This window comes from Psychrobacter sp. 16-MNA-CIBAN-0192 (genome assembly GCF_040309565.1).
In the GTDB taxonomy this organism is placed as follows: Bacteria; Pseudomonadota; Gammaproteobacteria; order Pseudomonadales; family Moraxellaceae; genus Psychrobacter.
Window position 1 is genome coordinate 24334 of record NZ_JBEOOX010000015.1, and the last position, 24773, is coordinate 49106.

The 24773-nt window shown below is 43.4% G+C and carries 25 protein-coding genes; 18 read left to right on the forward strand and 7 right to left on the reverse strand.

Annotated features, from left to right (window positions below):
• Positions 1 to 50: 50 nt before the first annotated feature.
• The 5 genes from AAEY78_RS10890 to AAEY78_RS10910 all read left to right on the forward strand — a co-directional run bounded on the left by AAEY78_RS10890 (position 51) and on the right by AAEY78_RS10910 (position 5193).
• Complete coding sequence (locus tag AAEY78_RS10890) at positions 51 to 785, forward strand: copper resistance protein NlpE (RefSeq protein WP_352339365.1); 735 nt, start codon at positions 51 to 53, stop codon at positions 783 to 785.
• Positions 786 to 923: 138 nt separating this feature from the next.
• Complete coding sequence (gene mpl / locus AAEY78_RS10895) at positions 924 to 2486, forward strand: UDP-N-acetylmuramate:L-alanyl-gamma-D-glutamyl-meso-diaminopimelate ligase (protein ID WP_352339366.1); 1563 nt, start codon at positions 924 to 926, stop codon at positions 2484 to 2486.
• A 365-nt stretch (positions 2487 to 2851) separates the two neighbouring features.
• Positions 2852 to 3106 (forward strand): GlsB/YeaQ/YmgE family stress response membrane protein, encoded by a 255-nt coding sequence (locus AAEY78_RS10900; protein ID WP_352339367.1) that lies wholly within the window; start codon positions 2852 to 2854, stop codon positions 3104 to 3106.
• Between the two features lie 276 nt (positions 3107 to 3382).
• A complete protein-coding gene (gene def, locus AAEY78_RS10905; RefSeq protein ID WP_352339368.1) occupies positions 3383 to 3943 on the forward strand; it encodes a peptide deformylase in 561 nt (186 codons plus the stop codon).
• A gap of 74 nt (positions 3944 to 4017) precedes the next feature.
• Positions 4018 to 5193, forward strand: coding sequence for a type III PLP-dependent enzyme (locus tag AAEY78_RS10910; RefSeq protein ID WP_352339398.1), 1176 nt, complete (start codon positions 4018 to 4020; stop codon positions 5191 to 5193).
• A gap of 91 nt (positions 5194 to 5284) precedes the next feature.
• On the opposite strand, the gene AAEY78_RS10915 is transcribed toward AAEY78_RS10910, so the two are convergent.
• The 3 genes from AAEY78_RS10915 to dnaJ form a co-directional block, all read right to left on the reverse strand.
• Positions 5285 to 6181, reverse strand: coding sequence for a hypothetical protein (locus tag AAEY78_RS10915; protein WP_352339369.1), 897 nt, complete (start codon positions 6179 to 6181; stop codon positions 5285 to 5287).
• Positions 6182 to 6225: 44 nt separating this feature from the next.
• Positions 6226 to 7068, reverse strand: coding sequence for a 4-hydroxy-tetrahydrodipicolinate reductase (gene dapB, locus AAEY78_RS10920; RefSeq protein ID WP_352339370.1), 843 nt, complete (start codon positions 7066 to 7068; stop codon positions 6226 to 6228).
• A 216-nt stretch (positions 7069 to 7284) separates the two neighbouring features.
• Positions 7285 to 8409 carry a molecular chaperone DnaJ gene (gene dnaJ / locus AAEY78_RS10925; RefSeq protein WP_352339371.1) on the reverse strand — a complete coding sequence of 375 codons (1125 nt, stop codon included), beginning with the start codon at positions 8407 to 8409 and terminating at the stop codon, positions 7285 to 7287.
• A gap of 490 nt (positions 8410 to 8899) precedes the next feature.
• On the opposite strand from dnaJ, the gene AAEY78_RS10930 reads away from it, so the two are divergent.
• Positions 8900 to 9559 carry a DUF2939 domain-containing protein gene (locus AAEY78_RS10930; RefSeq protein ID WP_352339372.1) on the forward strand — a complete coding sequence of 220 codons (660 nt, stop codon included), beginning with the start codon at positions 8900 to 8902 and terminating at the stop codon, positions 9557 to 9559.
• A 153-nt stretch (positions 9560 to 9712) separates the two neighbouring features.
• Here the strand turns inward: AAEY78_RS10930 and AAEY78_RS10935 are convergent, their stop codons facing one another.
• Complete coding sequence (locus AAEY78_RS10935; RefSeq protein ID WP_352339373.1) at positions 9713 to 10801, reverse strand: disulfide isomerase DsbC N-terminal domain-containing protein; 1089 nt, start codon at positions 10799 to 10801, stop codon at positions 9713 to 9715.
• 364 nt (positions 10802 to 11165) lie between these two features.
• The gene (locus AAEY78_RS10940) at positions 11166 to 11870 is read right to left on the reverse strand and encodes a pseudouridine synthase (protein ID WP_352339374.1); all 705 of its coding nucleotides are present in this window, start codon (positions 11868 to 11870) and stop codon (positions 11166 to 11168) included.
• Positions 11871 to 12023: 153 nt separating this feature from the next.
• Between AAEY78_RS10940 and AAEY78_RS10945 the strand changes: the two genes are divergently transcribed.
• From AAEY78_RS10945 to AAEY78_RS10960, 4 genes are all read left to right on the forward strand, one after another.
• Entirely contained in the window at positions 12024 to 12623 is a 600-nt protein-coding gene (locus AAEY78_RS10945) for a YigZ family protein (protein ID WP_352339375.1), read from the forward strand.
• A 164-nt stretch (positions 12624 to 12787) separates the two neighbouring features.
• Positions 12788 to 13762 (forward strand): YheT family hydrolase, encoded by a 975-nt coding sequence (locus tag AAEY78_RS10950; RefSeq protein ID WP_352339376.1) that lies wholly within the window; start codon positions 12788 to 12790, stop codon positions 13760 to 13762.
• Between the two features lie 100 nt (positions 13763 to 13862).
• Entirely contained in the window at positions 13863 to 14405 is a 543-nt protein-coding gene (locus AAEY78_RS10955; protein ID WP_352339377.1) for an acyl-CoA thioesterase, read from the forward strand.
• A 187-nt stretch (positions 14406 to 14592) separates the two neighbouring features.
• A complete protein-coding gene (locus AAEY78_RS10960; RefSeq protein ID WP_352339378.1) occupies positions 14593 to 14967 on the forward strand; it encodes a DsrE family protein in 375 nt (124 codons plus the stop codon).
• Positions 14968 to 15090: 123 nt separating this feature from the next.
• On the opposite strand, the gene AAEY78_RS10965 is transcribed toward AAEY78_RS10960, so the two are convergent.
• Positions 15091 to 16038: an alpha/beta fold hydrolase gene (locus AAEY78_RS10965; RefSeq protein ID WP_352339379.1), complete on the reverse strand. Its 948-nt coding sequence runs from the start codon at positions 16036 to 16038 to the stop codon at positions 15091 to 15093.
• Positions 16039 to 16200: 162 nt separating this feature from the next.
• Between AAEY78_RS10965 and AAEY78_RS10970 the strand changes: the two genes are divergently transcribed.
• Together AAEY78_RS10970 and AAEY78_RS10975 are read left to right on the forward strand one after the other, a co-directional pair.
• Positions 16201 to 17244, forward strand: a complete 1044-nt coding sequence (locus AAEY78_RS10970) for an NAD(P)H-dependent flavin oxidoreductase (RefSeq protein WP_352339380.1) — start codon at positions 16201 to 16203, stop codon at positions 17242 to 17244.
• A gap of 204 nt (positions 17245 to 17448) precedes the next feature.
• The gene (locus tag AAEY78_RS10975; RefSeq protein WP_352339381.1) at positions 17449 to 19014 is read left to right on the forward strand and encodes an MATE family efflux transporter; all 1566 of its coding nucleotides are present in this window, start codon (positions 17449 to 17451) and stop codon (positions 19012 to 19014) included.
• Positions 19015 to 19159: 145 nt separating this feature from the next.
• Here AAEY78_RS10975 and AAEY78_RS10980 read toward each other — a convergent pair whose 3' ends face one another.
• Positions 19160 to 19894 carry an aspartate/glutamate racemase family protein gene (locus AAEY78_RS10980; RefSeq protein WP_352339382.1) on the reverse strand — a complete coding sequence of 245 codons (735 nt, stop codon included), beginning with the start codon at positions 19892 to 19894 and terminating at the stop codon, positions 19160 to 19162.
• A gap of 167 nt (positions 19895 to 20061) precedes the next feature.
• Here AAEY78_RS10980 and AAEY78_RS10985 point away from each other — a divergent pair, with 167 nt between their 5' ends.
• The 6 genes from AAEY78_RS10985 to AAEY78_RS11010 all read left to right on the forward strand — a co-directional run bounded on the left by AAEY78_RS10985 (position 20062) and on the right by AAEY78_RS11010 (position 24712).
• Positions 20062 to 20316 (forward strand): DUF2798 domain-containing protein, encoded by a 255-nt coding sequence (locus tag AAEY78_RS10985; RefSeq protein ID WP_352339383.1) that lies wholly within the window; start codon positions 20062 to 20064, stop codon positions 20314 to 20316.
• A 113-nt stretch (positions 20317 to 20429) separates the two neighbouring features.
• Positions 20430 to 21512 (forward strand): DUF2157 domain-containing protein, encoded by a 1083-nt coding sequence (locus tag AAEY78_RS10990; protein ID WP_352339384.1) that lies wholly within the window; start codon positions 20430 to 20432, stop codon positions 21510 to 21512.
• A complete protein-coding gene (locus AAEY78_RS10995) occupies positions 21505 to 22212 on the forward strand; it encodes a DUF4401 domain-containing protein (RefSeq protein ID WP_352339385.1) in 708 nt (235 codons plus the stop codon). The genes AAEY78_RS10990 and AAEY78_RS10995 overlap by 8 nt, the downstream gene beginning before the upstream one ends.
• A gap of 117 nt (positions 22213 to 22329) precedes the next feature.
• Positions 22330 to 24021, forward strand: coding sequence for a hypothetical protein (locus tag AAEY78_RS11000; protein ID WP_352339386.1), 1692 nt, complete (start codon positions 22330 to 22332; stop codon positions 24019 to 24021).
• Positions 24014 to 24418, forward strand: coding sequence for a hypothetical protein (locus tag AAEY78_RS11005; RefSeq protein WP_352339387.1), 405 nt, complete (start codon positions 24014 to 24016; stop codon positions 24416 to 24418). Before AAEY78_RS11000 ends, AAEY78_RS11005 begins: the two co-directional genes overlap by 8 nt.
• 102 nt (positions 24419 to 24520) lie before the next feature.
• Complete coding sequence (locus tag AAEY78_RS11010; protein ID WP_352339388.1) at positions 24521 to 24712, forward strand: excalibur calcium-binding domain-containing protein; 192 nt, start codon at positions 24521 to 24523, stop codon at positions 24710 to 24712.
• The last annotated feature ends 61 nt before the right edge of the window (positions 24713 to 24773 follow it).

Below are 24773 nucleotides of genomic sequence, written 5' to 3' on the forward strand. Positions count from 1 at the left end.
TAGACAGCTTAAGTGCCGTTATTGTAACAATAAGGTTATTTGTGGTTAGTATGATGAGATATTCTGCGCTATTACAGTCACGCTTAGGCTCTCCTTTATCGTCGCAACGTGAGGGATATGGGCGCGATTTAGCCTTTCCTTTATGTAAATCCTTCTTATATACACTCACTTTTAGTAAACGCTCATTATGTTTGCTTACTGTGTTAAGCGTATTCCTGACCGGCTGTGACAGTGGCTCTGCTGCCTCCTCTGTGCCTATGGATACGCAATCTGCTACCCAAAGCATCAATCTTTCCATAAAGAATGATGCAGCAAGTGAGCAGTACGCCAATCTACCGCAGCCCTCGGCAAATGATACTGCTGACAATGATGCCAATACAGCAACATCAGCTAATGGGCAATCTTTAATGAGCGCTGCTAAAACGGATGCCGGTGTTGGCGTACAGCGGACACCTATGATATCAGAGCCCCGTATAGAGAGTACCTTACAAGCCACCTTAATCGGCGATTATAAAGGCATGTTGCCTTGCGATTTTTGTGATGGGATTAATATGACCCTAAATTTACTGTCTGATGGTTCGGTGGTAAAGACCAGTATTTACGAGAATCCTGTGACACCCACCGCACCGCTGATAGAGTCAGGCGTATATCGTCAAGACGACAACACCATCATTGTGGCTTATAACGATAAAAATATCGAAATGTACCGTATTGAAAACAACCATTTAATCATGTTGGATGAGCATAAAAAACCGAATGCTGACTACACGCTATCGCGTAAATAAAACGATGGTTCAGCTCATGCTACCTTATTAACGCCTAATTCTCAGGCGTTTTTTATTGGTTATCTATCTGCCTTTACTTTACAATAACTGGCACTTATTTTTAACTTTTTCCCTTCTCTTATCTAGCGCGGAACGTCTATGCATATTCATATTCTTGGTATTTGTGGCACATTTATGGGTTCGCTGGCGCTGCTGGCACGTGAGCTTGGGCATACGGTGACGGGCTCTGATGCCAACGTATATCCGCCGATGTCAACCCAACTTGAGACGGCAGGCGTGACGATTAACGAAGGCTATTTGCCGCAACATCTCCAGCCAGCACCAGATTTGGTTGTCGTTGGTAATGCTATGAAGCGCGGCATGGAGGTTATTGAATACATGCTAGATGAAGGCATGCGCTATACCTCAGGACCACAGTTTTTATCAGAAGAGGTGCTCCAGTCGCGCCACGTTCTCGCCGTCGCGGGCACCCACGGCAAAACAACGACCACAACAATGCTGGCGTGGATACTACAGTATGCGGGTATCGATGCTGGGTTTCTGATTGGTGGTGTGCCGTTAGTCGATACGACTGATACGCGTTTGCAGCAAGTTTTCGCCCATAGCAGTTATTTGGGTGCGGCTACGATTAATAAGAAAGAAATAGGCAACGATAAAGACTCAGGCAAGGAAAAGTTAGGCTACTTTGTCATAGAAGCCGACGAATACGATTCAGCATTTTTTGATAAGCGTTCAAAGTTTGTCCATTATCGTCCGCGCACCGCTATTTTAAATAATCTTGAATTTGACCATGCCGATATTTTTGCCGATTTAAATGCCATTCAAACTCAGTTTCACCATATGGTGCGCATGATTCCAAGTACGGGTAAAATTATCATGCCAGCAGCAACCGCAAGCTTAGAAGAGACACTGGCAAAAGGTGTGTGGACACCAGTTTGGCGTACCGCAATTACAGATAATACATTGTCTAATGGCATTGATAGCATAAACAATAAGGCACCTGAATCAATAGGCAGTAACTGGCAGGCAGAGTTGATTAACGAAGATGGCAGTCAATTTAATATCCATTTTTCTGATAATAAAGGGACAAGTGCGACGGTCGATTGGTCGATGAGTGGCACACATAACGTCAATAATGCCCTCGTAGCAGTGGCAGCGGCTTATAATATTGGCGTCAGTATTGAGACGGCTTGTACAGCGCTATCCGCATTTGCCGGTATTAAACGACGTATGGAGCTGATTGGTGACGTCAATGATATCCTTGTTTTTGATGATTTTGCCCATCATCCGACTGCCATTACCACGACTTTAGATGGCGCAAAAAAGAAGCTGGCAGGCAGACGCCTATGGGCAGTGATTGAGCCACGCAGCAATACCATGAAAATGGGCATTCATCAAGACAGTTTGGCGGCGTCAGCAGCACTGGCAGACCATACATTGTGGTATGAACCAGCAGGGCTTGAGTGGGGCTTGCAAGACGTCATTGAACGCGCCACTACTTTGGATACCGACAATCGAGATGCCAGCGCAACAGCAAGCTCAATTATAAATCCACAACAAGTCATGCCAAGTGTCGATGCTATTATTGAGTATCTTAAAGTGCACGCACAAGCAGGTGACGCGATTATCATCATGTCTAATGGTGGTTTTGAAAATATCCACCAGCGCTTGCTTATGGCATTAGTACCTGCTGCCGTTTAAGGATTTATCTAAAGTCAGGATATTATTGAATGCCACTACTTTTTATATTGTTATCAATTCAATCGTCAAAACTAAAACTAGCGCTATTCTCTATTTGAGAGTAGCGCTTTTTTATACCTTTTTATTGTTAAACCCTATATGACAATTTGCTTTTGTTATCGTTGAACCTACTTTATTAACCTGCCATTTACCTAAACACTCTCCATAATAGCAATTTCTCTATTTTCCTCACATAGCGCCTACACAGATAACATTTTGCGCTTATTTTTTCGCAACATTATTGCTTACAATAGCTTCATTAAATAAGCAGTTGCTCATTTTTTATAAAAATATAAATAACTTTTGATAAATTTAGGAGAACACTCATGGGCTTTATTTGGATGATTATTGTAGGTCTGGTTGCTGGTTTATTGGCTCGTGCGATTAAGCCTGGTAGCGATCCAATGGGTTGGGTTTTGACCATTGTATTAGGTATCGTAGGCGCGTTGCTAGGTGGCTTTATGGCAGGATTGGTCGGTATTGATGCTGACGGCGGCTTTACAGGACTTATCTTCTCAGTTATTGGTGCTATTATCGTATTGTTTATCTATGAGATGATTATGAGTAAACGTCGTTTATAATAGACGCCAGCTTATTTTTATAAAGACAATTGACGATAGATAAAAAAGAGACCTTATATATATAAGGTCTCTTTTTATGCGCTATAATTTTTGGGAATAAGTAAGCATATTCTTGAAAATTACTTAATGATCATAATTACAGAAGATAATTATCAACTGCTAATAGTAGTATCAGTTACAGAGACAAACAGGGAAAGTCATTGATAACCGTTACTTTTATCCCCATATAACTTATAATAATCCGCCTATTCTATCCGTATTCCTGAGGTGAGCTGCATGGCACTACTCCCGATATTAAGCTATCCCGATTCGCGTCTACGCACCATTGCTGCGCCTATCAAAACCATCACTGCTGATATTAAGACGTTAGCTGCTGATATGATTGAGACCATGTATGACGCGCAAGGGATTGGTCTTGCTGCCACGCAAGTGGACAAGCATGTGCAGCTGATTGTTATGGATTTGTCTGAAAACAAAGACGCACCGATGGTGTTTATCAATCCTAAAATCACACCCTTAGTAACAGAAAAACAACCGTATGAAGAAGGCTGTCTATCAGTTCCTGACGTCTATGACAAAGTCGAGCGCCCTAATAAAGTTCGCATTGAGGCTTTAGATGAGAATGGTGACGCCATTGATATGGAAGCGGAAGGCTTACTTGCCGTCTGTATTCAGCATGAGATGGATCACTTAAATGGGGTTATTTTTGTAGATTATTTATCCCATCTTAAACAAACTCGTGCGCGTGATAAAGTTCGTAAAGTATTAAAAGTGCGCGACAAACAGCAGCTAGATCACGATAGAAAAGTTAAAGAAGCGCAAGCCACTCCAGTTTAATTGAAAGCTGATGCTATTTCTTATCTTGTGTACCGCTCATTTATTATTGATATAAAAGGTTTCCTATCATGACCATGATCAAAATTGACCAATATTTTGACCCTGCCGGTTGGCAGAAATTCACTAAAGCTGCCGAAGGTCGTGAAACTCCTTTTTTAGTGGTTGATCTTAACCGTATTAAAATCAAATTCAATGAGATGGTCAGTTTGTTTCCGACTGCCAAAATTCACTATGCCATGAAAGCCAGCCCTGCGGTAGAGGTGATAAACCTACTTGCTGAGTTGGGCTCCAACTTTGATTGCGCCTCAGTGTATGAGCTTGATCGCGTGCTTGATTGCGGGGTGACGGCTGAGCGTATCTCTTATGGGAATACCATCAAAAAAGCCAAAGATGTTAAGTACGCGTATGATAAAGGCGTTCGCTTGTACGCCACTGATTCTGAAGCGGATTTGAAGAATATTGCGGAGTTTGCACCCGGTTCTAACATTTTCGTACGCATTTTAGTAGAAGGCTCGGATACGGCTGAGTGGCCATTGTCACGTAAGTTTGGCTGTCATCCAAATATGGCAATTGATTTATTGATTCAGGCGCGTGATTTAGGGCTGGTACCGTATGGCATTTCTTTCCATGTGGGCAGTCAGCAACGCGACGTGGCAGCATGGGATGATGCGCTTGCTAAAGTAAAATATATGTTTGATTGGATGCTAAATGAAGAGCAGATTAAGCTACAAATGATTAATTTGGGTGGCGGCTTTCCCGCTAATTATCTGAGCGAAGTTAATCCAATTCAAGTATATGCCGAAGAAGTAAAACGTTATCTGACTGATGATTATGATGCCGATGACATGCCAGAGATTATTCTAGAACCCGGTCGCTCATTAGTGGGCGGTTCAGGGGTGCTGGTTAGTGACGTGGTACTCATATCGCGTAAGTCGCAGACTGATTTAAAGCGCTGGGTGTATACCGATGTTGGACTATTCCAAGGCTTGATTGAAACCTTGGGTGAGGCGATTAAATACCCCATTTATACGCCTAAAATGGAAACGTCGACCAGCCAAGGCACGGTAGTATTGGCAGGTCCAACCTGTGATTCAGCAGATATTATGTATGAAGAAACGGGTTATCAGTTGCCATTAGACCTTGAGATTGGCGATAAAATTTATTGGCTCACCACTGGCGCGTATACCAACTCTTACTCTTCTGTTGAGTTTAATGGCTTTCCACCATTAGACGTGGTTTATGTGGATTAATTTCAAATAAATTTATGCTCATCAAAAAGCGCGGTACTGTTATTTGCAGTGCCGCGCTTTTTTATATTAAAAATTTTCTATTACTATCAAATTATTGAACCAATAACTGTATCGGTGTGCTGTTATTGCGGTTCATTGTGCTACCAGCCATGACACTATCATTATTATAGCTTGAACGCTGATTTTGCGTTATATGTCCGACCGTAACCCATTGTCCACGCGGTACAATGACAGTCGTGTCTAAACGCTGCGCCTGTAAGCGCTGCCCTTGAACGATATTCTTACCGTTATTTTTTTGATAATAAGGTGATGTTGACGATACAAATTTTTCGTCAACTTGAGATAATCTTACTTCGACCTGTCCATTTGTTAACAGTCTTGGTGTGACGGCAATACCTTGGGTCGTTGGCAATAATAGCTGCTGCTGAATAATAATTTGTCCTGATGGTCGATTGGTTGACGGGTAATAGTGAGCAGTGAAATTGTGGGTCAATGACCAAAGCGTGCTAGTACTGATACTCGCGGCGCTACCTGACAGCGTTTGTACTTGATATAGACTATTGCTTTGCTGCTCATTACGACTTTGATTGATGATGCCATTGCCTTGAATACCTCGGTTGGTAATAATCACCTGACCTTGGCGAATATTGGCTTGGCTATTGCTATTATTACCTACGCGTACAGCGATTACTAACGCTTGTGGTTGGGTGTCAATGCGCGTGAGCAACTGTTGAACAGCTTGATAATTGGTCGCTGTGGTATTTAGTACCAGTTTATCTTGGTAAGTGGTGACCGTCCCACCATCAGGGCTGGCGTTCAGCTGCTGGCGAATAGTCGGTAACAGGGCACCACCACCATAAGTGGCAATCACATAGATGTTATAAGGCGCTGCTTGAGCAATAATGGAAAATAGAGTCAGGCTTATTATTAGCCAACGTGCATGAGATACCGTATCCGCTAGGAAAGCAGGGGATTTTCTAGTGCCCATGATCAGCTCCTTATCGTAAATAACCAAATATGCTTTAGAGCAACCTAATCATTTAATCCAAGCACATCTTGCATGTCATATTGCCCAACAGGTTGCTGCACGATCCAAGTAGCGGCACGTACAGCACCAGCGGCAAAGGTCATGCGCACGCGCGCGCGGTGGGTAATTTCAACGACTTCCCCATCAGCGATAAACATCACCGTATGGTCGCCGACGATTTCACCGCCGCGAATGGCATGAATACCGATGGTGCCAGTTTCACGCGCTCCGGTTTGCCCTTCACGCCCGTATACTGCTACGTCTTTAAGGTCTTGCCCGCGTCCTTTGGCAACGGCTTCTGCCATCATATAAGCGGTGCCGGATGGGGCATCAATTTTATGCTTATGATGTGCTTCAATCACTTCAACATCAGCTTCAGTACCGAAGGCTTTGGCTGCCATTTCAAGTAATTTTAATGATAAATTAACGCCTGTTGAATAATTGCCAGCATAGACAATAGCAGTTTTTTGACTAGCGGCTGCCAATGCCGCTACTTGCTGTTCGTTAAAACCAGTTGTACCAATAACCATGGCAACGTTGTGCTCAGCACAGATTTGCATATTTTGTTGCGTGGCTTCTGGCAAGCTAAAGTCGATTAATACATCAATATCATCAATAACACTAACTAAGTCATCAACGATTGACACATCAATACGTCCTATCGCTGCCACCTCGCCAGCATCCGCGCCAACAAGGCTCGAGCCTTGACGCTCAATTGCGGCGCTTAATCTGGTTTGTGGATTGTCTTGTACGGCTTCAATCAGCATGCGCCCCATACGCCCACCAGCGCCGATAACACCGACTTTAATAGTTTGCAGTTCTAATAGATTCTCTACTTGTTGGTTCATATTTTTGCCCTATATTTTTATTTTTTGTGCTGATAATGGTTGTTAAAAGGTTGTAATATCATAGCATGAATTTATTTTTTGACCTTTAGCAAAGCGTGCGCTTATTTTCATCTTAGTGAAGGGTATAAAAAAGCCCAATCGTTTCACGTGAAACCATTGGGCTTGATATTATGATTATAGTGGCGCTAAAAAATCGCTATTATTCATTAGTGATGATTAATCGAATAAATCGCCAATTTTCTTAAAGAAAGATTTTTTGTGTGGCGATTGCTGATGGTTGCTGTCGCCATCGAGCGTATCTTGGAACTGACGTAGCAAGTCTTTTTGTTCACGGGTCAAATCAACTGGCGTTTCAATAACCACCCGACATATTAAATCGCCTTTCATTGAAGCACGGACAGGCGTGACACCGCGTCCACGCACACGTAGCAATTTGCCGCTTTGCGTGCCTTCGGCAATTTTGATTTTAACTTTGCCATCAAGGGTTGGAATTTCTACTTCTTTACCAAGTGCCGCATCCGTAATGCTAACGGGTACATCCATATAGAGGTCGGCACCTTGGCGGTTAAAGACGTTGTGCTTTTTGACCCGTACTTCAACGTATAAATCGCCATTTTGCACGCCTGCGCCACCTGCTTCGCCTTCACCTGCTAAGCGAACGCGGTCGCCGTCATCGACACCCGCTGGGATAGAGACTTCCAAATTACGTGACCGGTCTTTAACACCTTTACCATGACAATCAGAACATGGATTTTTGATTTGTTGACCGCTGCCGCCACATTGCGGGCAGGCTTGTTGTACTTGAAAAAAGCCTTGCTGCATGCGCACTTGCCCATGTCCATGACACATCTGACAAGTAACCACATCTGAGGCATTTTTAGCGCCTTTACCATCACACGTGCCGCAAGGGGCTGGCGCAGTAAAGCTGATTTCTTTTTTGCAGCCGCGCACGGCTTCTTCTAAAGTAAGCTCGATCACGTAGCGCAAGTCAGAGCCGCGGCGTGAGCGCGAACTACCGCCACCGCGCGATTGTCCAAAGATATCGCCAAAACTTCCGAACACATCACCAAAGATATCTTGGAAATTGCCACCACCACCGCCACCGCCCATGCCGTTTTCAAAGGCGGCGTGACCCATGCGATCGTATGCCGAACGCTTATTGGCATCGCTAAGCACTTCATATGCCATCGACGCTTCTTTAAACTTCTCGTCCGCTTTTGGGTCATCTGAGTTACGATCGGGATGATATTTCATCGCCAGCTTGCGATAAGATCGTTTAATCTCTTTGCTATCGGCAGTTTTACTGACGCCTAATATCTCATAAAAATCGCGCTTACTCATGGGCTCTCCTATCGTTTTCACAGCCCTGCCTGCTTGGAAACTTGTCAGTTATTGCCTTTAACTAGTACCCTAATGTTTCACGTGAAACGGCATAAATGAGGCACTAAAAAGGGGACACATAACAAGCGGTTGCAAGCCAATATGGCACAATGCTGTTTAACCACATCAATTAATAAAAGTTTGCGCTATTAATGGAGATGGCAGACTGATTTATCAAGCTTGTTGTTGTGTAAATTGCATAGGCGATTATCAATATTGAACGGTAAAACGAGTTTGCGCCCTTTTTATTAACTGTCACTTGATTTGTAGTCTCTAATACTTTCGGAGCATGACTTATATTGACGGATATAAATAGCAAGCTGTCGTCACATTTTCCTACCTGTTTTTCATAACTATAATGCTGATAGTCGTGCTACTATTTATCGCTTTATCATCGGCAGATAGCCGCTTGCAACTTTTGGTCAGAGTACCTTTTAGAGTATCCATATTTATGAAAAAGCTGTTCACACTACTCTTATTATTGTTCGTTATCGCAGTTATTATCATTGGAGGCTCGCCCTACTACCGTGCCTATCAGCTAAAAAACGCTTATGATGCCAAAGATGGCGCAACCATTGCAGCGGCAATTGACTATGAACAGCTGCGTCCGAGTATTAATAAACAGCTGACGGATAACTTTGCCACCACCATGGGGCAGTATCCACTTGTCGCGGAATTGGGCGGGGACGCGCTAACCGAAGCCGCTAATGAGTTTATTAACCAAGCGGTTGTCGGTGCCATCACGCCAGAAAATATAGAACAATTAATCGATACCCAAGGGCAAGCCAATACCGCGACCAAAGAGCTTGCCGCCGCGTGGGCAATCGCCAGTAATCAAATTGATTTAAAAATCCTGATTCGCGATATGATTGTCCAGCGCGGTGATGTCAAGGCAGTGGTGAAAAATCAGATTCAAAATATGATGACCAAGCAAGCGGATGAACTAGAACAACACGTTGCTAAAGGTACGGACAGTGCCAAGCCAACGCTTAGCTATTGTGGTATCAATTGTTTTACCATTAGTGGACAAGTTAAAGGTTACCCGCTTACCATTGAGATGCAGCGCCAAGGATTAATCGATTGGAAAATCGTCGATGTGATTTTGCCTTAAATTTTTTGCTAAAAGCCTTTGTCTTAAACCCTGCTATGAATTATTAGTTAGCAGCCATTAAAAAACCGCCGCATCAATAAGAATTGATGCGGCGGTTTACGTTTAGCCTAGGATTAAGACTGGTCTATCAAATACCTATTGCAGCCCTAAAAACTACTGAATACCTAGAAACTCTAAAAATTCTGGACTCTCAAAACTGGCTTGAAATAACACACCATCATCACGGAATATGGCTGGAGTCGCAACCACGGCAAGACCAGCTGCTTTTTCGCGGTTCGGGGTGACAGGATTGGCTTTACAGCTTGCCGGTGCTGGGGTCATTTGTCCGCTGAGCATCGCCTTATCTAAAGCGTTACGACGGCTGGCATCACTGGTTTGACACCAGATACCGCGCATTTGCTCAGGTGACTGCTCATAGATGGGATAGCCAATCGTCTTGACGGTCACGCCCTTTTTATTCAGCGCGCTCATTTGCTTGTGCAGCATACGGCAATAAGGACAATTGACATCCGTTGCCACATAAATAACTGCTTTTTCTGGGCTGGTTGCGGGATAAGTAATCAGCTGCGACTCATCTAAACTTTTAAATACCGATTGATTTTTGCGTTTTTCAAAATTGGTATCGAGTCCGGTAAATTGACCGTTTTCAATGACTGATATTTCGCCATCAGTCACATATTGCGCGTCATCCGATATTAAAAATGGTACACCCTCAAGCGTTGCCCCCCAAATCACCCCCGGAATAGCGGTATAGAAAAACGGCGTTTTTTCGCTCATATTTTTGAGCGCACTCATATTGGCAAGCATGTCAGATTTAACTACGGTGCTCACTGGCATACCGATTTGCGCGCTGGTACTACGTGCGGGTATTTTAGTCACTTGGTGCTTACTTGGGTTCTTTTGCAAGTTACCTTGAATCACATATTTGCCATCGGCGCTGATGTGTAGCGGTGGCTGCCCAACCAAATTGACTTGATACATATTTGGTAAATTGGATGCTGCAATAGAGGTAATTTGCGCTTTGATACCAGCTTGGGTCAATACTTGGCGCAACTTACTATCAACGCTGGCACTGACTTTAGCTGCTACCGCATTATTTTGAACGCTTTGAGTTTTACTCATATTCATTGCTTGCGGCGACTGCGCACAGGCAGTGGTCGCAAACAAGATGGCGCTAATGATACTGGCAGCTTTTAATATAGGCAGATTTAATACAGAAGAATTCGATAAAGATAATTTCACAACAACAGTCCTATCATTTTTATACTCTTCTAAAAAATTTGAGCTTTATTTTCAGAATAATATGTAAAAAAGTAGATTAATATAGTGAGAAGGACTGTATCACATCATGAAATGGTCGGTCGGGATAAGGCGTTAATTTTGCAAAACTGCTACTTAAGTTTAAGAGACAGGCAACAGAGCCAATTTCTAAAACGTTAATAAATTAAGACCAACGTTATCAATAAGCAAAATCAATAGACAAAAAAATAACGGTAGCCATTATTCAAATTAGAAAATGGCTACCGCTATTTTTATAACAACTTTATACTAATTTTTGATATTAAACGCACTGCATTAGCTTGGCGTGTTCTTAATATCTAAATGACTAAAACTTCGCCACTTCTTCTGGGGTTAAAAAGCGACTGTCGCCCTTTTCCAAACCGTCTAAAGTAATATGACCAACACTAGCTCGATGCAGCTCAGTAACACGGTTGCCAAAATAACCCATCATCCGTTTGACTTGATGGTATTTGCCTTGCTCTAACGTTAAACGAGCATGGGTCTCATCAATAAATTCTAATACGGCAGGCTTGGTTTCTTCATGGTCGCCTTCTAGTAAGATACCTTGAGCAACTTCGGCAACCGCGTTGGCTTGTGCCGCTTCATCCATCGCATCTGCTAACGTCAGCTCATAGATTTTGGCGTGTTCATGCTTAGGGCTGGTGACGCGATGTAACCATTTGCCATCATCACTGATTAACAGTGCGCCTGTGGTATCGACGTCCAAACGACCGGCGATACGTAAGTTACCAAGCTCAGGCACGGCAATCAGTTCGGTAACGATTGGATGCTCTTTTACTTTTAAGGTACATTCAAAGCCTTCTGGCTTATGCAATAAAATATAACGATTGCCGGTGGCGACCGATAGCGGCTCGCCTGCCCAAACAATGTCATCATTTTCAATATCAACGTGCAAGCCGACGTCTTTGGTCACGCTATCATTAACGGTGACTTCGCCCGCGTGCAGGATTTTTTTGGCTTCTTTACGTGACAGTTCAGTGGCTTTACTAATAAATTTATCTAAACGCATGCTATTTGCTACCATCAATTGCTATAGTGGAGAATACGGTGGGCACTGCGTCCAATATGGCAAGCAGTGATATGGCTATAAGTTTAGCATATTCCACCTAGACCCTAAACGAATTACTAGATTCTAAATAAATTACTAGACCCTAAATGACCTATGAGTTATCAAACCTTACAACAGCCCGTTAGCGCCCGTCTTGAGATTAAAAAGTCAGCATTCATTGCTTATGCCTATTCTGTTACCTCAAGAGAGCAAGCCATGTTTCACGTGGAACAACTGCACGCGCAATATGCTGATGCACGCCATTGGTGCTGGGCATATATCGTTGGCGACCCAAATAATACCACCAGCGCGGGCTTTGATGATGATGGTGAGCCAAACGGCACGGCAGGTCGCCCGATATTAAATGTGCTGCAACACAAATCGATTGGTAATATTATTATCATTGTGGTTCGCTACTTTGGTGGCATTAAATTGGGTGCAGGTGGACTGACACGGGCGTATGCCGGTTCTGCACAAGCGGCAGTTGATCAGATGATTTTATGCCCTTATGTACCAATGACCCAAGTAAATATTCAAGCAGAGTTCGCGACTGAAGCGCAGTGCCGCTATATAGTTGAGCGTTTAAAAGGGACAATTGATAACGTGGCTTATGATAAGCAAGTATTATTGACCGTTACTATCGCTGAACGCGATATTGAGCTATTGAAAACTGAATTGGCAATGGCGGGTAAAGTCTTGTCAGCTGAGGAGTAACTAATTCTGTTTAGGTCTTTAAACATTAAAATTACGTTTCACGTGAAACTTATCATCCATAGATAATAGCAGCAATGACTAATAACGTTTAAATGTATCCAATGCTTGTTAATTGGCTAACTTACTCCCATTTCTAACACCTTAATACAATTTGATACCCTGTTATGACTACCTTTACTTATACTGAATTTAAGCCACCTTTTTGGCTTGCGAACGCGCATTTACAAACGATTTTGCCCAAGTTTATCGCTCCTGATGTCCCTCTTTATCGACGCGAACTGGTAAAAGACTCGCTAAATGAAAGCGAAGTCGCTTATGATTTTTATGATACCAATGATATTGTCTTGTCCGATGATAAGTATCATAAGCCGCTGGTGGTCTTGTTTCATGGGATGGAAGGCAGTAGTAATAGCCATTATGCGCGCACGCTTGCCTATGCCGCGCATGCACAAGGTTGGCATTTTGTGGTTGCTCATTTTCGCAGTTGTGGCGGTATTCCAGTGAAAGGCTCGGTGTTTTATGATGCGGGCGATACGGTTGAGCTTGAGCATGCGCTGCAATATTTGGCGCGCAAATACAGTACGATTTATGGCGTTGGCGTGTCGCTTGGTGGCAATGCGCTGGCGAAATACATGAGCGAGTATAATGAAAAAGCCGTTTGCGCGGCGGCGGTTGTGGTCTCAGCGCCAGTTGATTTATTGTCCTCATCACTAGCAATGGAGCGTTTCGTGGGTCGGCGTATTTATACCCCGTATCTGCTGCACCCGATTATCCAAAAAGCCATTGATAATAACCTCTCAGAAGATGAAATTAAAGCCATCAAAGCGACAAGTTTAATTAGTGAATTTGATAATATCTTTACCGCTCCGCGCCACGGCTATCGCTCCAAAAACGACTATTATTACAAAGCGTCTGCCCTACCGCATCTGATTCATATCGCCAAGCCGACCTTAGTAATCAGTGCCAAAGATGACCCATTTTTAGGTGCAGTGGCAACGCCCGGTGATGTGTCGAGTAGCGTCACCTTATTGAATACGCGCCATGGCGGACATATTGGCTTTTTAGATTATCAAAACCGTAAATTTAATTTGGAATGGTTACCGAAAACGGCAATCAGCTTTTTTAAAGCGCTTGCTTAATAAGGTTAACCCGATTTGATTAATTCAGTTTCAGATTGTCCATGCAAACCGTTCATTATTATTCATCATTGCCAATTTTACGCCTAATAAGAGTGCGCTTATGTATCCTTTTCTTCGTTATGCCACAACCATTGCCCACGCTGCCATTCAAGCTAAAAAAGGCAATACGCTTGCTGTTAATGCGGTCAGTGAAATTACCTTACGCTGCCATTTATCAGATATTGATAACTTTTTAGAGATGAATAATGGACGGGTGCTGACCCTTTATGACTTGGGGCGCACGGACTTTGCGGTTCGAAGCGGACTTGGGACACAGCTGTTAAAGCAGCGTTGGGGCTTGGTGGTCGCTGGCAGTACCATTCAATATCGCAAGCGGATTCGTGCTTTTGACAAAGTTACCATGAAAACGCATATCGTCGGATTTGATACGCGCTGGATATACGTGGAACAGTCGATGTGGGTAAAAGGTAAACCGTGCTCATCAGCATTACTGCGAACTGGCGTGACAGAAGGCGGCAAAGTGATTGAGACGGCGCGGGTCATGGCAGCACTAGGTCAATCGGATTGGGAATTGCCACCGACTGGCTATGTCGCTGAATGGATTGAGAGCGATAAAGATAGACCGTGGCCACCGATGGGTTGAAGCTGGCTAAAGAGATTTTATACAGCCAAATTGTACTTAGCAACATAGTCAAAACCTGTCAGTAACCTTATCGCTACTATTCCATAACAAGACATTATATGAATAGGTATAATAAATGCTAGGATATTAATGAGTATCATGCTCAACTATATCTATTGTTTAAACCTAGTCTGATAAGGAGAATAACATGGCTAACACAACTGATTATGTCGGTACATTATTTGATAACGAGAGTAACCCCAATAAGATCACGCTAGCGTTTACCATGGCAGGTGTCGCGCTCAAAAAAGGGCATTCCGCATCGGTTATATTAATGGTGGACGCAGTGCATTTAGCGCTGCCCAGTGCTATAGATCATATCGATATCGGCGCGCCGTTTGAGCCTGCAGGTGAATTGCTAGAAGCTTTTATCGAAAAAGGCGGAAATGTGCTGGTGTGCGGGGCTTGTATGAAACATAACGGTATTGAAGAATCCGCCATTGATAAGCGTTTTGCCGTTATCAGTGGCGATGATGTGGTTGAGCTACTGATGACTGCTAAAGGCTCATTGCAGTTAAACTAACCTCTTAATATTAATTAAAATAGCTGGCGGTGATATTGGCTTATAACATTAAGATTAAAAAAAGAAACGTCAGATATTCTGATGTTTCTTTTTTATTTTAGAATAAAAATTTTTACTTAAATACTACTCACTCCCAATCCCCGCCCGAAATTTTTTATAATCGTTCGCTGTTCCTTTCACCGCTTCTAACATCGGGACATGACCAACATTGGGCATCATAATCACCTGCGCGTGTGGCATTAATTCCGCCATTAATGTTGCAGTTTCAGGTTTGAGTATCTTGTCCTTTTCGCCCCATACTACTAAGGTTGGAATACGATGCTGGGCGACGATTTGGGCGCGCGCTTCCACATTGTCTTCTACGATTTGCTCAATGATTTTGGTATGCAAATTGCGATTAGCGATATTTTCTTGAGCAAAGACCGCTTTTACCGTTTTGGGAATATAAGGCGGCTTATACATCACCAATTTATAGAGTGTGAAGAAGGATTTGGTATCGGCGATCACCAGCGGATTGTTGTCAGCCGTCGCATTGACAAATTCTTCATGTAGACCCGCTGACCAAAAGCCTGCACTGTCCAGTAACCATAAGCTTTTGACTTGCTTGGGATACAGCGCGGCATAGGCAACACTAATACTGCCGCCCATTGAGTTGCCGCCGATATGCAGCGCATCTGTCATGCCTTTGGCTTGCATCAGCTCATGCAAACGCTGCGCTTGAGCATCAGCACGATAGTCAGCATCTAGCGGTTTACTCGACTGACCAAAGCCAAGCAAGTCAGGAATAATGAGATGATAATCGCCGAGACGCGCGGCAATGCGGGTAAAGTTGTCTTTATTACCACCAAAACCATGTATCAATAATAACGGCTCGCCAGCTAGATTACCGCCTTCTAAATACGTGAGTTGTTCACCCGATGCTAGGGTAAAGGCTTTGGTTTGCAGGCTGGATTTAAAGCGCTCATGCTGCACCAGATGTTGGGTGGTAGCGACCGTGAGCGTATTAGGCGTGGTACAGCCGACGATAGACAGGGTAAGCAAGGCTGCAATGCCAGTACGCGCTAATCTCATAAAACCTTTCCTAGTAATCGCTGGTGAGAACTGATTTAAAAGTGCAATTTTAGCACACACGCATTTTATGCTTCAGCAATAATAGCCATTGCCGAGCTTCGTAGGCGCTGCTAGAGTAAAGTGCACACCACCCATATGAATAATAAAAAAAGGACGTAAACGATGACCTTATTACAAACCCTTAAACTGACCTATCCCATTATTCAAGCACCAATGGCTGGTGCTACCACACCTGAGCTGGCAGCAACGGTCAGTAACTTTGGCGGGCTTGGCTCATTGGGTGCTGGCATGACAACGCCCGACGCTTTACATCAGCAAATTAATACGATGAGAACCCTTACTCATCAACCTTTTATGATTAATCTAATGGTGTTGTCTGAGCACGACTGTACTACTTTCGACAGTGCCGTTCCTAAATGGCTAAGCCAGTATTATCAACAGAAAAATCTCGATATAGACTTGCCGAAACAACCCGCACAAAATTTTGCTGAGCAGTTGCAAGTGCTGTATGACAATCCAGTGCCGGTTGCCAGCTTTACCTTTGGCATTATTAGCGCTGAACAGGTGCAACGCTTACAGCAGCTCGGCACGTGCGTAATTGGCACGGCAAATCATCCTTTAGAGGCGCAAGCGTGGGCGGAAGTTGGCGCAGATGCAGTCTGTTTGCAAGGAATGGAAGCTGGCGGTCATCGTGGTGGCTGGCTAGCGCAAGGGATTGCTGACCCATTAGGTTTATTGACGTTGATTGGTCAAACGCGTGCTTACACCGATATTCCATTGATAGCAGCGGGCGGTATTATGACCGGACAAGATATTAAGGTAGTACAAACTGCTGGCGCGCAATTGGCGCAGGTTGGCACGGCATTTTTGACCACAGATAAATGTGCTATTAATGACCGTTATAAACAGGCATTGCTTGATGCCAGTCACGGTAAACGAAGCGCTGAAACGCGATTGACACGACTGTTTTCAGGAAAGCCTGCCCGTGCCTTGGTTAATGACTATCTGCGCGATTTTACAGCTTTTGATAATGGCGCTACTTTACCGCCTTATCCACAGCTTAATGCGATGACCAAAACCATGCGTGCTGAAGCTGTGCAGCGTAAAGATGCTGAATATCAGTCGCTTTGGGCAGGTCAAGGTGTGGCATTGGTCAAACAGGAAAGTACGCTTGAGCTGTTAGAGCGTTTGGTACAGGCGTTATAAATTGTCTGGCTTAGGTGTATAGATTTAGTGGCGCATAGATTTAGCATTGTCTGATTACATTTCTAATTCAAAGGACAGGAACTCGGTCATTTATAATAAATGCTTTCATCTAATCAATCCAAAGTGAACGGTTTTATCTCTTTTGTAGGGCGCTTTTCTACAATCACTGAGGTCAACCGTTTAAATGGCGCAAAAGGAAAGATATTGAGTGATACAGGTATTTCCACTGGTAAACGGCGTGACCTCACCACAGGGTCGATCCCTAAAACAATGCTGTTATTTGCCTTGCCAACTCTTGGGTCATCGGCATTACAATCATTAAATGGTTCAATTAATGCCGTCTGGGTCGGTCGATTTTTAGGTGAGGAAGCGTTAGCAGCGACCGCCAATGGCAACATTTTGATGTTTATACTGATCTCATTTGTGTTTGGTTTCGGTATGGCGTCTACTATTTTGATTGGTCAGGCGATGGGTAGCCGCAACGACATCATGGTCAAGAAAACCATGGGAACGGCGCTGGGTAGTATTATTCCGATAAGTATCATAGTGGCGGCTTTCGGGTGGCTGTTTGCCCCGACACTACTTGATTTGCTTGGTACGCCAGCAAGCGCTACAGACCTTGCGCTAACTTATCTGCGCATGATTTTTATTGCGATGCCCACCACGCTGACCTTTACGTTGATCATGATGGCGCTGCGCGGTACGGGTGATTCGACAACGCCGCTTTGGTTTATCATTATATCGGTTGTTATTGACCTGATTTTGACCCCAACGCTGATTTTGGGTCTAGGACCGTTTCCCGAATGGGGTATATTTGGCGCGGCTTTCGCAACAGCTATCGCAAATACGTTAGCGCTTATTGGTATGCTCGTCACCATGTATTTACGTGGCTCGGTGCTGGCACTTAAGTTACCAGAACTACGCTTTTTGCGTGTAAACCCAGAAATCATGAAGTCGATGTTCTCAAAAGGCTTGCCGATGGGTCTACAGATGATTGTCATCTCTTCAGCGGCTTTGGCGATGCTATCGCTGATTAACCGCGAGGGGGTTCAGACGACAGCCGCTTATAGCGCAACCCAGCAGCTTTGGACGTACGTTCAGATGCCGGCGATGGCGCTAAGTGCTGCAGCGAGTGCAATGGTGGCACAGAATATTGGTGCCAACCAATGGCATAGAATTGCCGGTATCACACGCTGGGGGCTTATTTTTAATCTGGTATTAACTGGATTTATTATCGTGGTGCTGACTATTTTTGATGAAACCGTTCTGGGCTTTTTCCTCGGCAGTGACAGTGAAGCAGTGCCGATTGGGCGTCATATTCAGTTAGTGGCGACCTGGGGCTTTATCTTTTTTGGAGTAGCACAAGTGCTGTTTGGCACCATGCGGGCAAATGGCTATGTGATTTGGCCGCTGATCGTCATGATAATTTCAATGTATCCAGTGCGTCTTGGCTTTGCTTTTGGGCTTTATCCCATGCTTGGAGACGATGCGATTTGGCTGTCGTTCCCAGCAGGCATGGTAGCAACTGCTTTGATGGGAATAGGGCTATATTGGTACGGCGGCTGGCGTAAGGGTAAGAACATGCCCGCAGAAGAGGCGGCGCAACGATCTGAAGAGTTTCGTGCGCAGACAAGCACCAGTGCGTCGTTTCGTGATATTGTGCCAACGACTGTATGGAAGCGATTACCATTGCGCCGTCTTACAAGGTTGCATCGAAGACTTCAAAGACGATTTCGTAAACGCCGTCTGATAAGAAAGAATAAACGGTAACGGCGTAAGTTTTATATGTACGCTTAGTACAGAGTTAATAAGGCAGCTTTCGCTCATCAGTGTGGCGAGTAAATAGTTCAGAATACTCGCCTACTATCACAAGTAACGAACCTAGTTTTATTTGCCTAGCTTTATTTGCTTAGTTTTACTTTGAGCTAAATTCTGTACTACCTAATAAAAATTCTACCGCTGCTGCCGCGTGAATAGCCGTGGTATCAAAGACCGGAATTGGGCTGTCTGCTTGGCTAATTAATAGTCCAATTTCGGTACAGCCTAATATCACGCCCTCGCTTCCTTGTGCCGCTAACTCCTTAATCACTTGCTGATAATATTGGCGAGAACTATCCAGCAATTGTCCTTGGCACAACTCCTCATAAATAATACGATGCACTTCTTTTCGTGCTTCAGTATCCGGTATTAGCACTTGCAAGCCCGCATCAATCAAACGCTGTTTATAAAAGTCCTCAGTCATGGTGAATTGCGTACCCAGTAAGGCAACTTTTTTTAGACCTTGCTTATTAATGGCTTGTGCAGCCACATCAGCAATATGAATCAGCGGTAAATTCGTGGCAGCTTGTACCTGTTCTGCGACTTTATGCATGGTGTTAGTAGCGATTAAAATTCCATCTGCCCCGCCCGCTTGCAAGCGTTTGCCGCTACTTGCCATAATATCGCCCAACTCTTCCCATTCGCCTTGGGCTTGCAAGGTAGCAATAGGTTCCAAATCAATACTATGAATCAATAACTCCGCTGAATGTAGTCCACCCAATCTCTCTTTGATACCTTGGTTAATCAGCCGATAATAGCTTTGGGTACTCTCCCAGCTCATACCGCCGATGATGCCTAACGTCTTATGTGATGCTGGTTGCTGTGCTGGCATGTGATTTCCTTTTAGCTTTTATATTTATCGTTATCTTGTGACCTTAGCCGTGATAATAACCATTTTACCAATGGCTGAACACGCGATATGATGATTAACCATAATCCTAATTACTATAATGCTAGTTACTATAATACTAATTATCATAATGTTGCACTGAGTAAACCATGACTGACACCCGAACTTTTAAAATTCGCACCCGCCAACGCTATTATCGCCTGATATTCACTGGACTGATGGCAATGATGATGTCACTCATTATCTCTGCGGCTTTAATCATCGTAAAAACGGGGATTCATGAGGGATTCTTGATGACGCTCATTCACTCATGGGGACTAGCGTTTGTATTTGCTTGGCCAAGCGCATACGTGTGTGCCTACTTTGTGCAAGAGCATGTATTAAGTCGCATTGAGTTTTATTGATATTGACCAGCATTAATTACTTTAATACACCCTTGATACAGCCATGCCCAATAAAAACAGCTAAGATAAGTCATCATCGACACTTAATAAATAATGGTTAATGAGAGGGCGCGATGAGCAAATCTCGGCGTACCATTGAAAGTCTAATTCAGCAAGGGCAACTCCCTATAGAGTACGCTGAAAGCGCTGCACTCGCGCTAGAAGTTTATCCCTCAAATCGTTCATGGCGAGTATTCTTTGATACTGCCGCACTTATTGTTGGCGTGGTCGCGCTGGTACTGTCACTGGTATTCTTTATCGCCTATAACTGGCTGCATATGGGAAAGATGGGCAAGTTCGCCTTAGTTGAAGGCGCATTGGTCATCACCATCATTGCCTATGCTTATCTTGTATTTGTCCAAAAGTTCAAACTTATCCAGCAATTATTACTTCTGGTTGCCAGTATTATTACCGGCAGCTTATTGGCGCTATTTGGGCAGGTATATCAGACTGGCGCAGATACGTGGCAGCTATTTTTTGCTTGGGCGTTGCTGATTACTCCATGGGTCATTATTGCGCGCTTGCCCGCGCTTTGGCTATTATGGCTGGGACTGGTGAATGCTTTTATTGTTTCTTACCTAGATATTTTTCTGTATCTGAATGCACCGACTTTTATCGCTGACAACTATTTCTATCAAGACAGTATCCAAATTGCCGTTCTTGCCCTTATTAACTTTATCGCGTTAAATCTATGGCTAGCAACTATTGACAGCCCCTCTAATAGCACGCCAAAAACTGCGCCATATACCTCTAAAACAAAGTTGCATTGGAGCACGTATGTCGTTGGGCTGCTCAGCACGTATTTGATTACCTACCTTGCCATTACTTATATCTTTATCAATGCCGATGTAAACACTATCACTGCGCCAATCACTATCGGCAGCTTATTATTATGGGCAAGCTGGTGCGGGTTTATGTTGTGGCGCTTTTATAAACACCAGTTAGATGTGCTCATGCTCACTTATTTATGTGGCTCTGTGATTGCGGTGATGATGTTTTGGGCAGGAGAATGGCTATTGCAAGGCGATAATGCATTTTCTTACTTAATGTTAGCCGTGCTACTGATTGCAACCAGTTCAATTGCGGTGCTTTGGTTGCGCGGTCTTGCCAACAAGGATAATGAGGCTCAGTTGATAGCGCGAGGTGATTATGAATAACCATGACCCACATCAAGCGCGTGCGAAGTTGCAACAGCTTGGGCTTCTAGCACCAACAGCAAATGATAGCACCACTGGTAAAACTGGTACTGCCAAAATTGATACTACTAACACTGACAATCAGCCTGATAATACACCGTGGTTTATTCATTTGTTTTTTGGTTTTAGTGGCGTGGTATCTAGTGTATTTTTAGTAGGATTTTTAACGCTACTGCTGACTCAAATCGGCATTTTTGAGCACGTAGGATTGCAGTTAATTATTGGTATTGCGTTAAGTGCGGTCGCTTTTGTCGTCTTCACGCATAGTAAAACGCGACACAATACCTTTTGGAGTAGCTTGGCTTTTGCGATTAGTGGCGCAGGTCAGTTGTATTTATTATTTGCCTTATTTAGTAGCGCACTGTCAGACCTGTCTAAAATTTGGTTATTTATTTTGCTACAAATAACCATGACTTTAATCATGCCTAATTTTGTCTATCGATTACTAAGTAGCATGGCGGCGCTGGGCGGTATAGTGTATCTGCTCAATTTCTATCAGCTGCCTGAGCTGAGCATGGGGCTATTGGCAGTGATTGCTGTTGTGGCGAACTTGCAGCGTTATCCGCTTGTTAATCACTTACCTGATCAATGGCAGACAGCGGCTTTTGATATCAGTAAAGCGCTCACTTATGCCAGTGCTTTTGTCAATTCCAACAATTAATGTCAAATTCCAAGAATAGATGTCAAAAATCTATCTTCAGCCTTAGATTCTCTGTTAACATATCCCACAAAAAAATAGCTAGCACGCTGCCTAGATCAAGCAGGCTGGGGGTGGATTATGTTTAATACATTATTTAAGGCTAATGGCAAAAAAGTTAAATACATGGGTATGGTAGATATTGAAAGATACTTTGAGATATGTCTAGGAAGTTACTATAACCCAAAGACTGAGTACATCGTACTGTGGTATGGAAAAATATACTATCATCGCAGACGCAAAACGGTTCAAGTGTACTTTTTAAACTCTACTACCAATAAACAAGTTGTAGTCGGAGTATCAATTAAATCAATTTTGAAGTTGCCCATAGGATCTATTTGGGTAGAAGGGAAGTGCGAAGAAAAGTATGAATTTGAAACATTATATACCACGTTAGATGCTTATGATGATAAGCAAAGAGAACGCCCAAACGTCATATATACCAACCATTTTGGTATCTCAAAGGACAAGGATGAATATATCCTTAAGCCTGATAGCTATCCAGTTGATGACATCAAAACAGACTCTAATTCCAACCTCGTCGTACAGACAGATACCGTTAAAATAATCATCCCATCAGTGTTGTTCTTTGTTGCGCACTATGGGGTATCAAAAGAGATTAATAAAGTTCTGATTAGTTGGCATAAGCAGGAAGTCGAAGAGAGGTTGAACATAAATGATAATTGCGGTGATCTGATCACCATACCTGATCGATGCGTAATTGCCGACGCTGTATTTTTATACTACTTAAAAACAGACGCTCATACTAAAGGAGTGGTTTGGGGGCTTAATAGGAGAATGCTTAATAATGACAAGCAGTACCATTCCCTAAAGGCCGAACCTTATCACAAGCAAGGCATTCAACTCAAAATAGTAGGTTTGAAGATTGATGATCAGACCGTGCTTTGTACCGAAATTTTAGGCATGTCTATGCCAATGGGAGATGCCATAGAGTATAGGATAGACAAGCCTAATTCTGCTACATACGGCGATGGCACCACACCTCAAACATCAAGAATTAGACCGATCTATAACACCATTGAGTCTGATGAGATAATACTAGAAGCCGAAAGAGATGCTAACAATATAACCACTGCTGTAGTCAGCCATAGAATAGAGCTAATAGGTAAGATAAGGAAGCTTGTAGAAAGCGCAAATTTAACTTTGGACGAGGCTATAGCTAGCTGTAACTTAAAGGTTACATGGTTGCCCCAAAACGAGCCTGACGCTTACGCTGATGGGGAGGACGGCAATGCTAATGGCGACATTGGTAGGTTTAAAGCTTTAGTGGATAGTGGTGCAATTCACTCACTAGAGAATAACTTTGAGCGCCTATTACGCTACGCTCAAAATCTTAAGTCCACTTTAGGTTATGTTCCTGTAGTCATAGACTGCGTGAATCTTTATGAAGATAAGGTATTTATTGGTGAGACAGTGCGCGCCATGCACAATAAACAGCATAAATCTAAAGTGGAGATGATATTTGCCATGCGCCTGATCACCAACCTTGGACTTTTTTATCTATTTGATTGTAAGAAAGAGGGCATCCAAACTAGCGGTGTTGTTATAAAAGTAATAGATCAAGATGCTTTTACAGAAAAAGTTATAAGACAATTTTTAGGTCAGTTATTTAGGGGTAATGGTCGTCTGCCTGATGTAAGCGCAATATCTAAATATGGCATCATTAAATACTTTAAACACACCAACGGTGAGGATGTTAATTGGGTTAGGACAGCTATAGATAATCTGAAAAAGGATGCTTCGGATGATTAAATTAACAGCAAGTTTGACTTTATTGTTGATAACAGCTTGTGCCCCTACAACACCAGAATACGATGAATACTACGGTGCAGGTTACATCGGTGTAAACGAAGCATTGTGGCCTACTGAGTACGCAACACCTTATCCATTCACTGTGCCCTATGGTGAGATTTCATGTACCTCTCACCCAGAATTTGGGCGTGAAGTATATTTTGCTCCCAAAGGTTTTACTGATGAATCGTATATTGGAACACCGCTCAATAAATCAGCCGTAGATGCTCTAAATCAAGCCAATATGAGCCCAAACGTGCCCTACAGTGTCAAGGAGGGTGCTGACCTTGGTGAGGCTATTAAAGCAGGTTTGAGAGTATGTGATGAGTATCAAGAGAGGCTTGATAATGGCGTCTAAAGTAAAAGCCATTATTAGGTAGTTGTTTGGAGTATACGCCTTTGATCTGGTTTGACAGTAAGGGTGAAATTTAAAAACCCGTTAATCTTAAAGGACTGAGTTATGAAAAATATTATTGTTTTTGCTGTCTCATCTATCATGTTACTTACTGCTATCCCCGCAAGTGCGGGAGGTGTGGTATGTGCTGATTTTGGAAGCCAAGCAGAAGCTCAGGCTTATTTCAACGCAAAGAAAGCAGGATATAAGCGTTTAGACCGCGACAAGGACGGTATCGCATGTGAAGCGTTACGGTAGAGGGTTTTTCACTACTAGCAACCTGACAGTTAGTTGCAGATAATAAGAAGTTAAATCACGC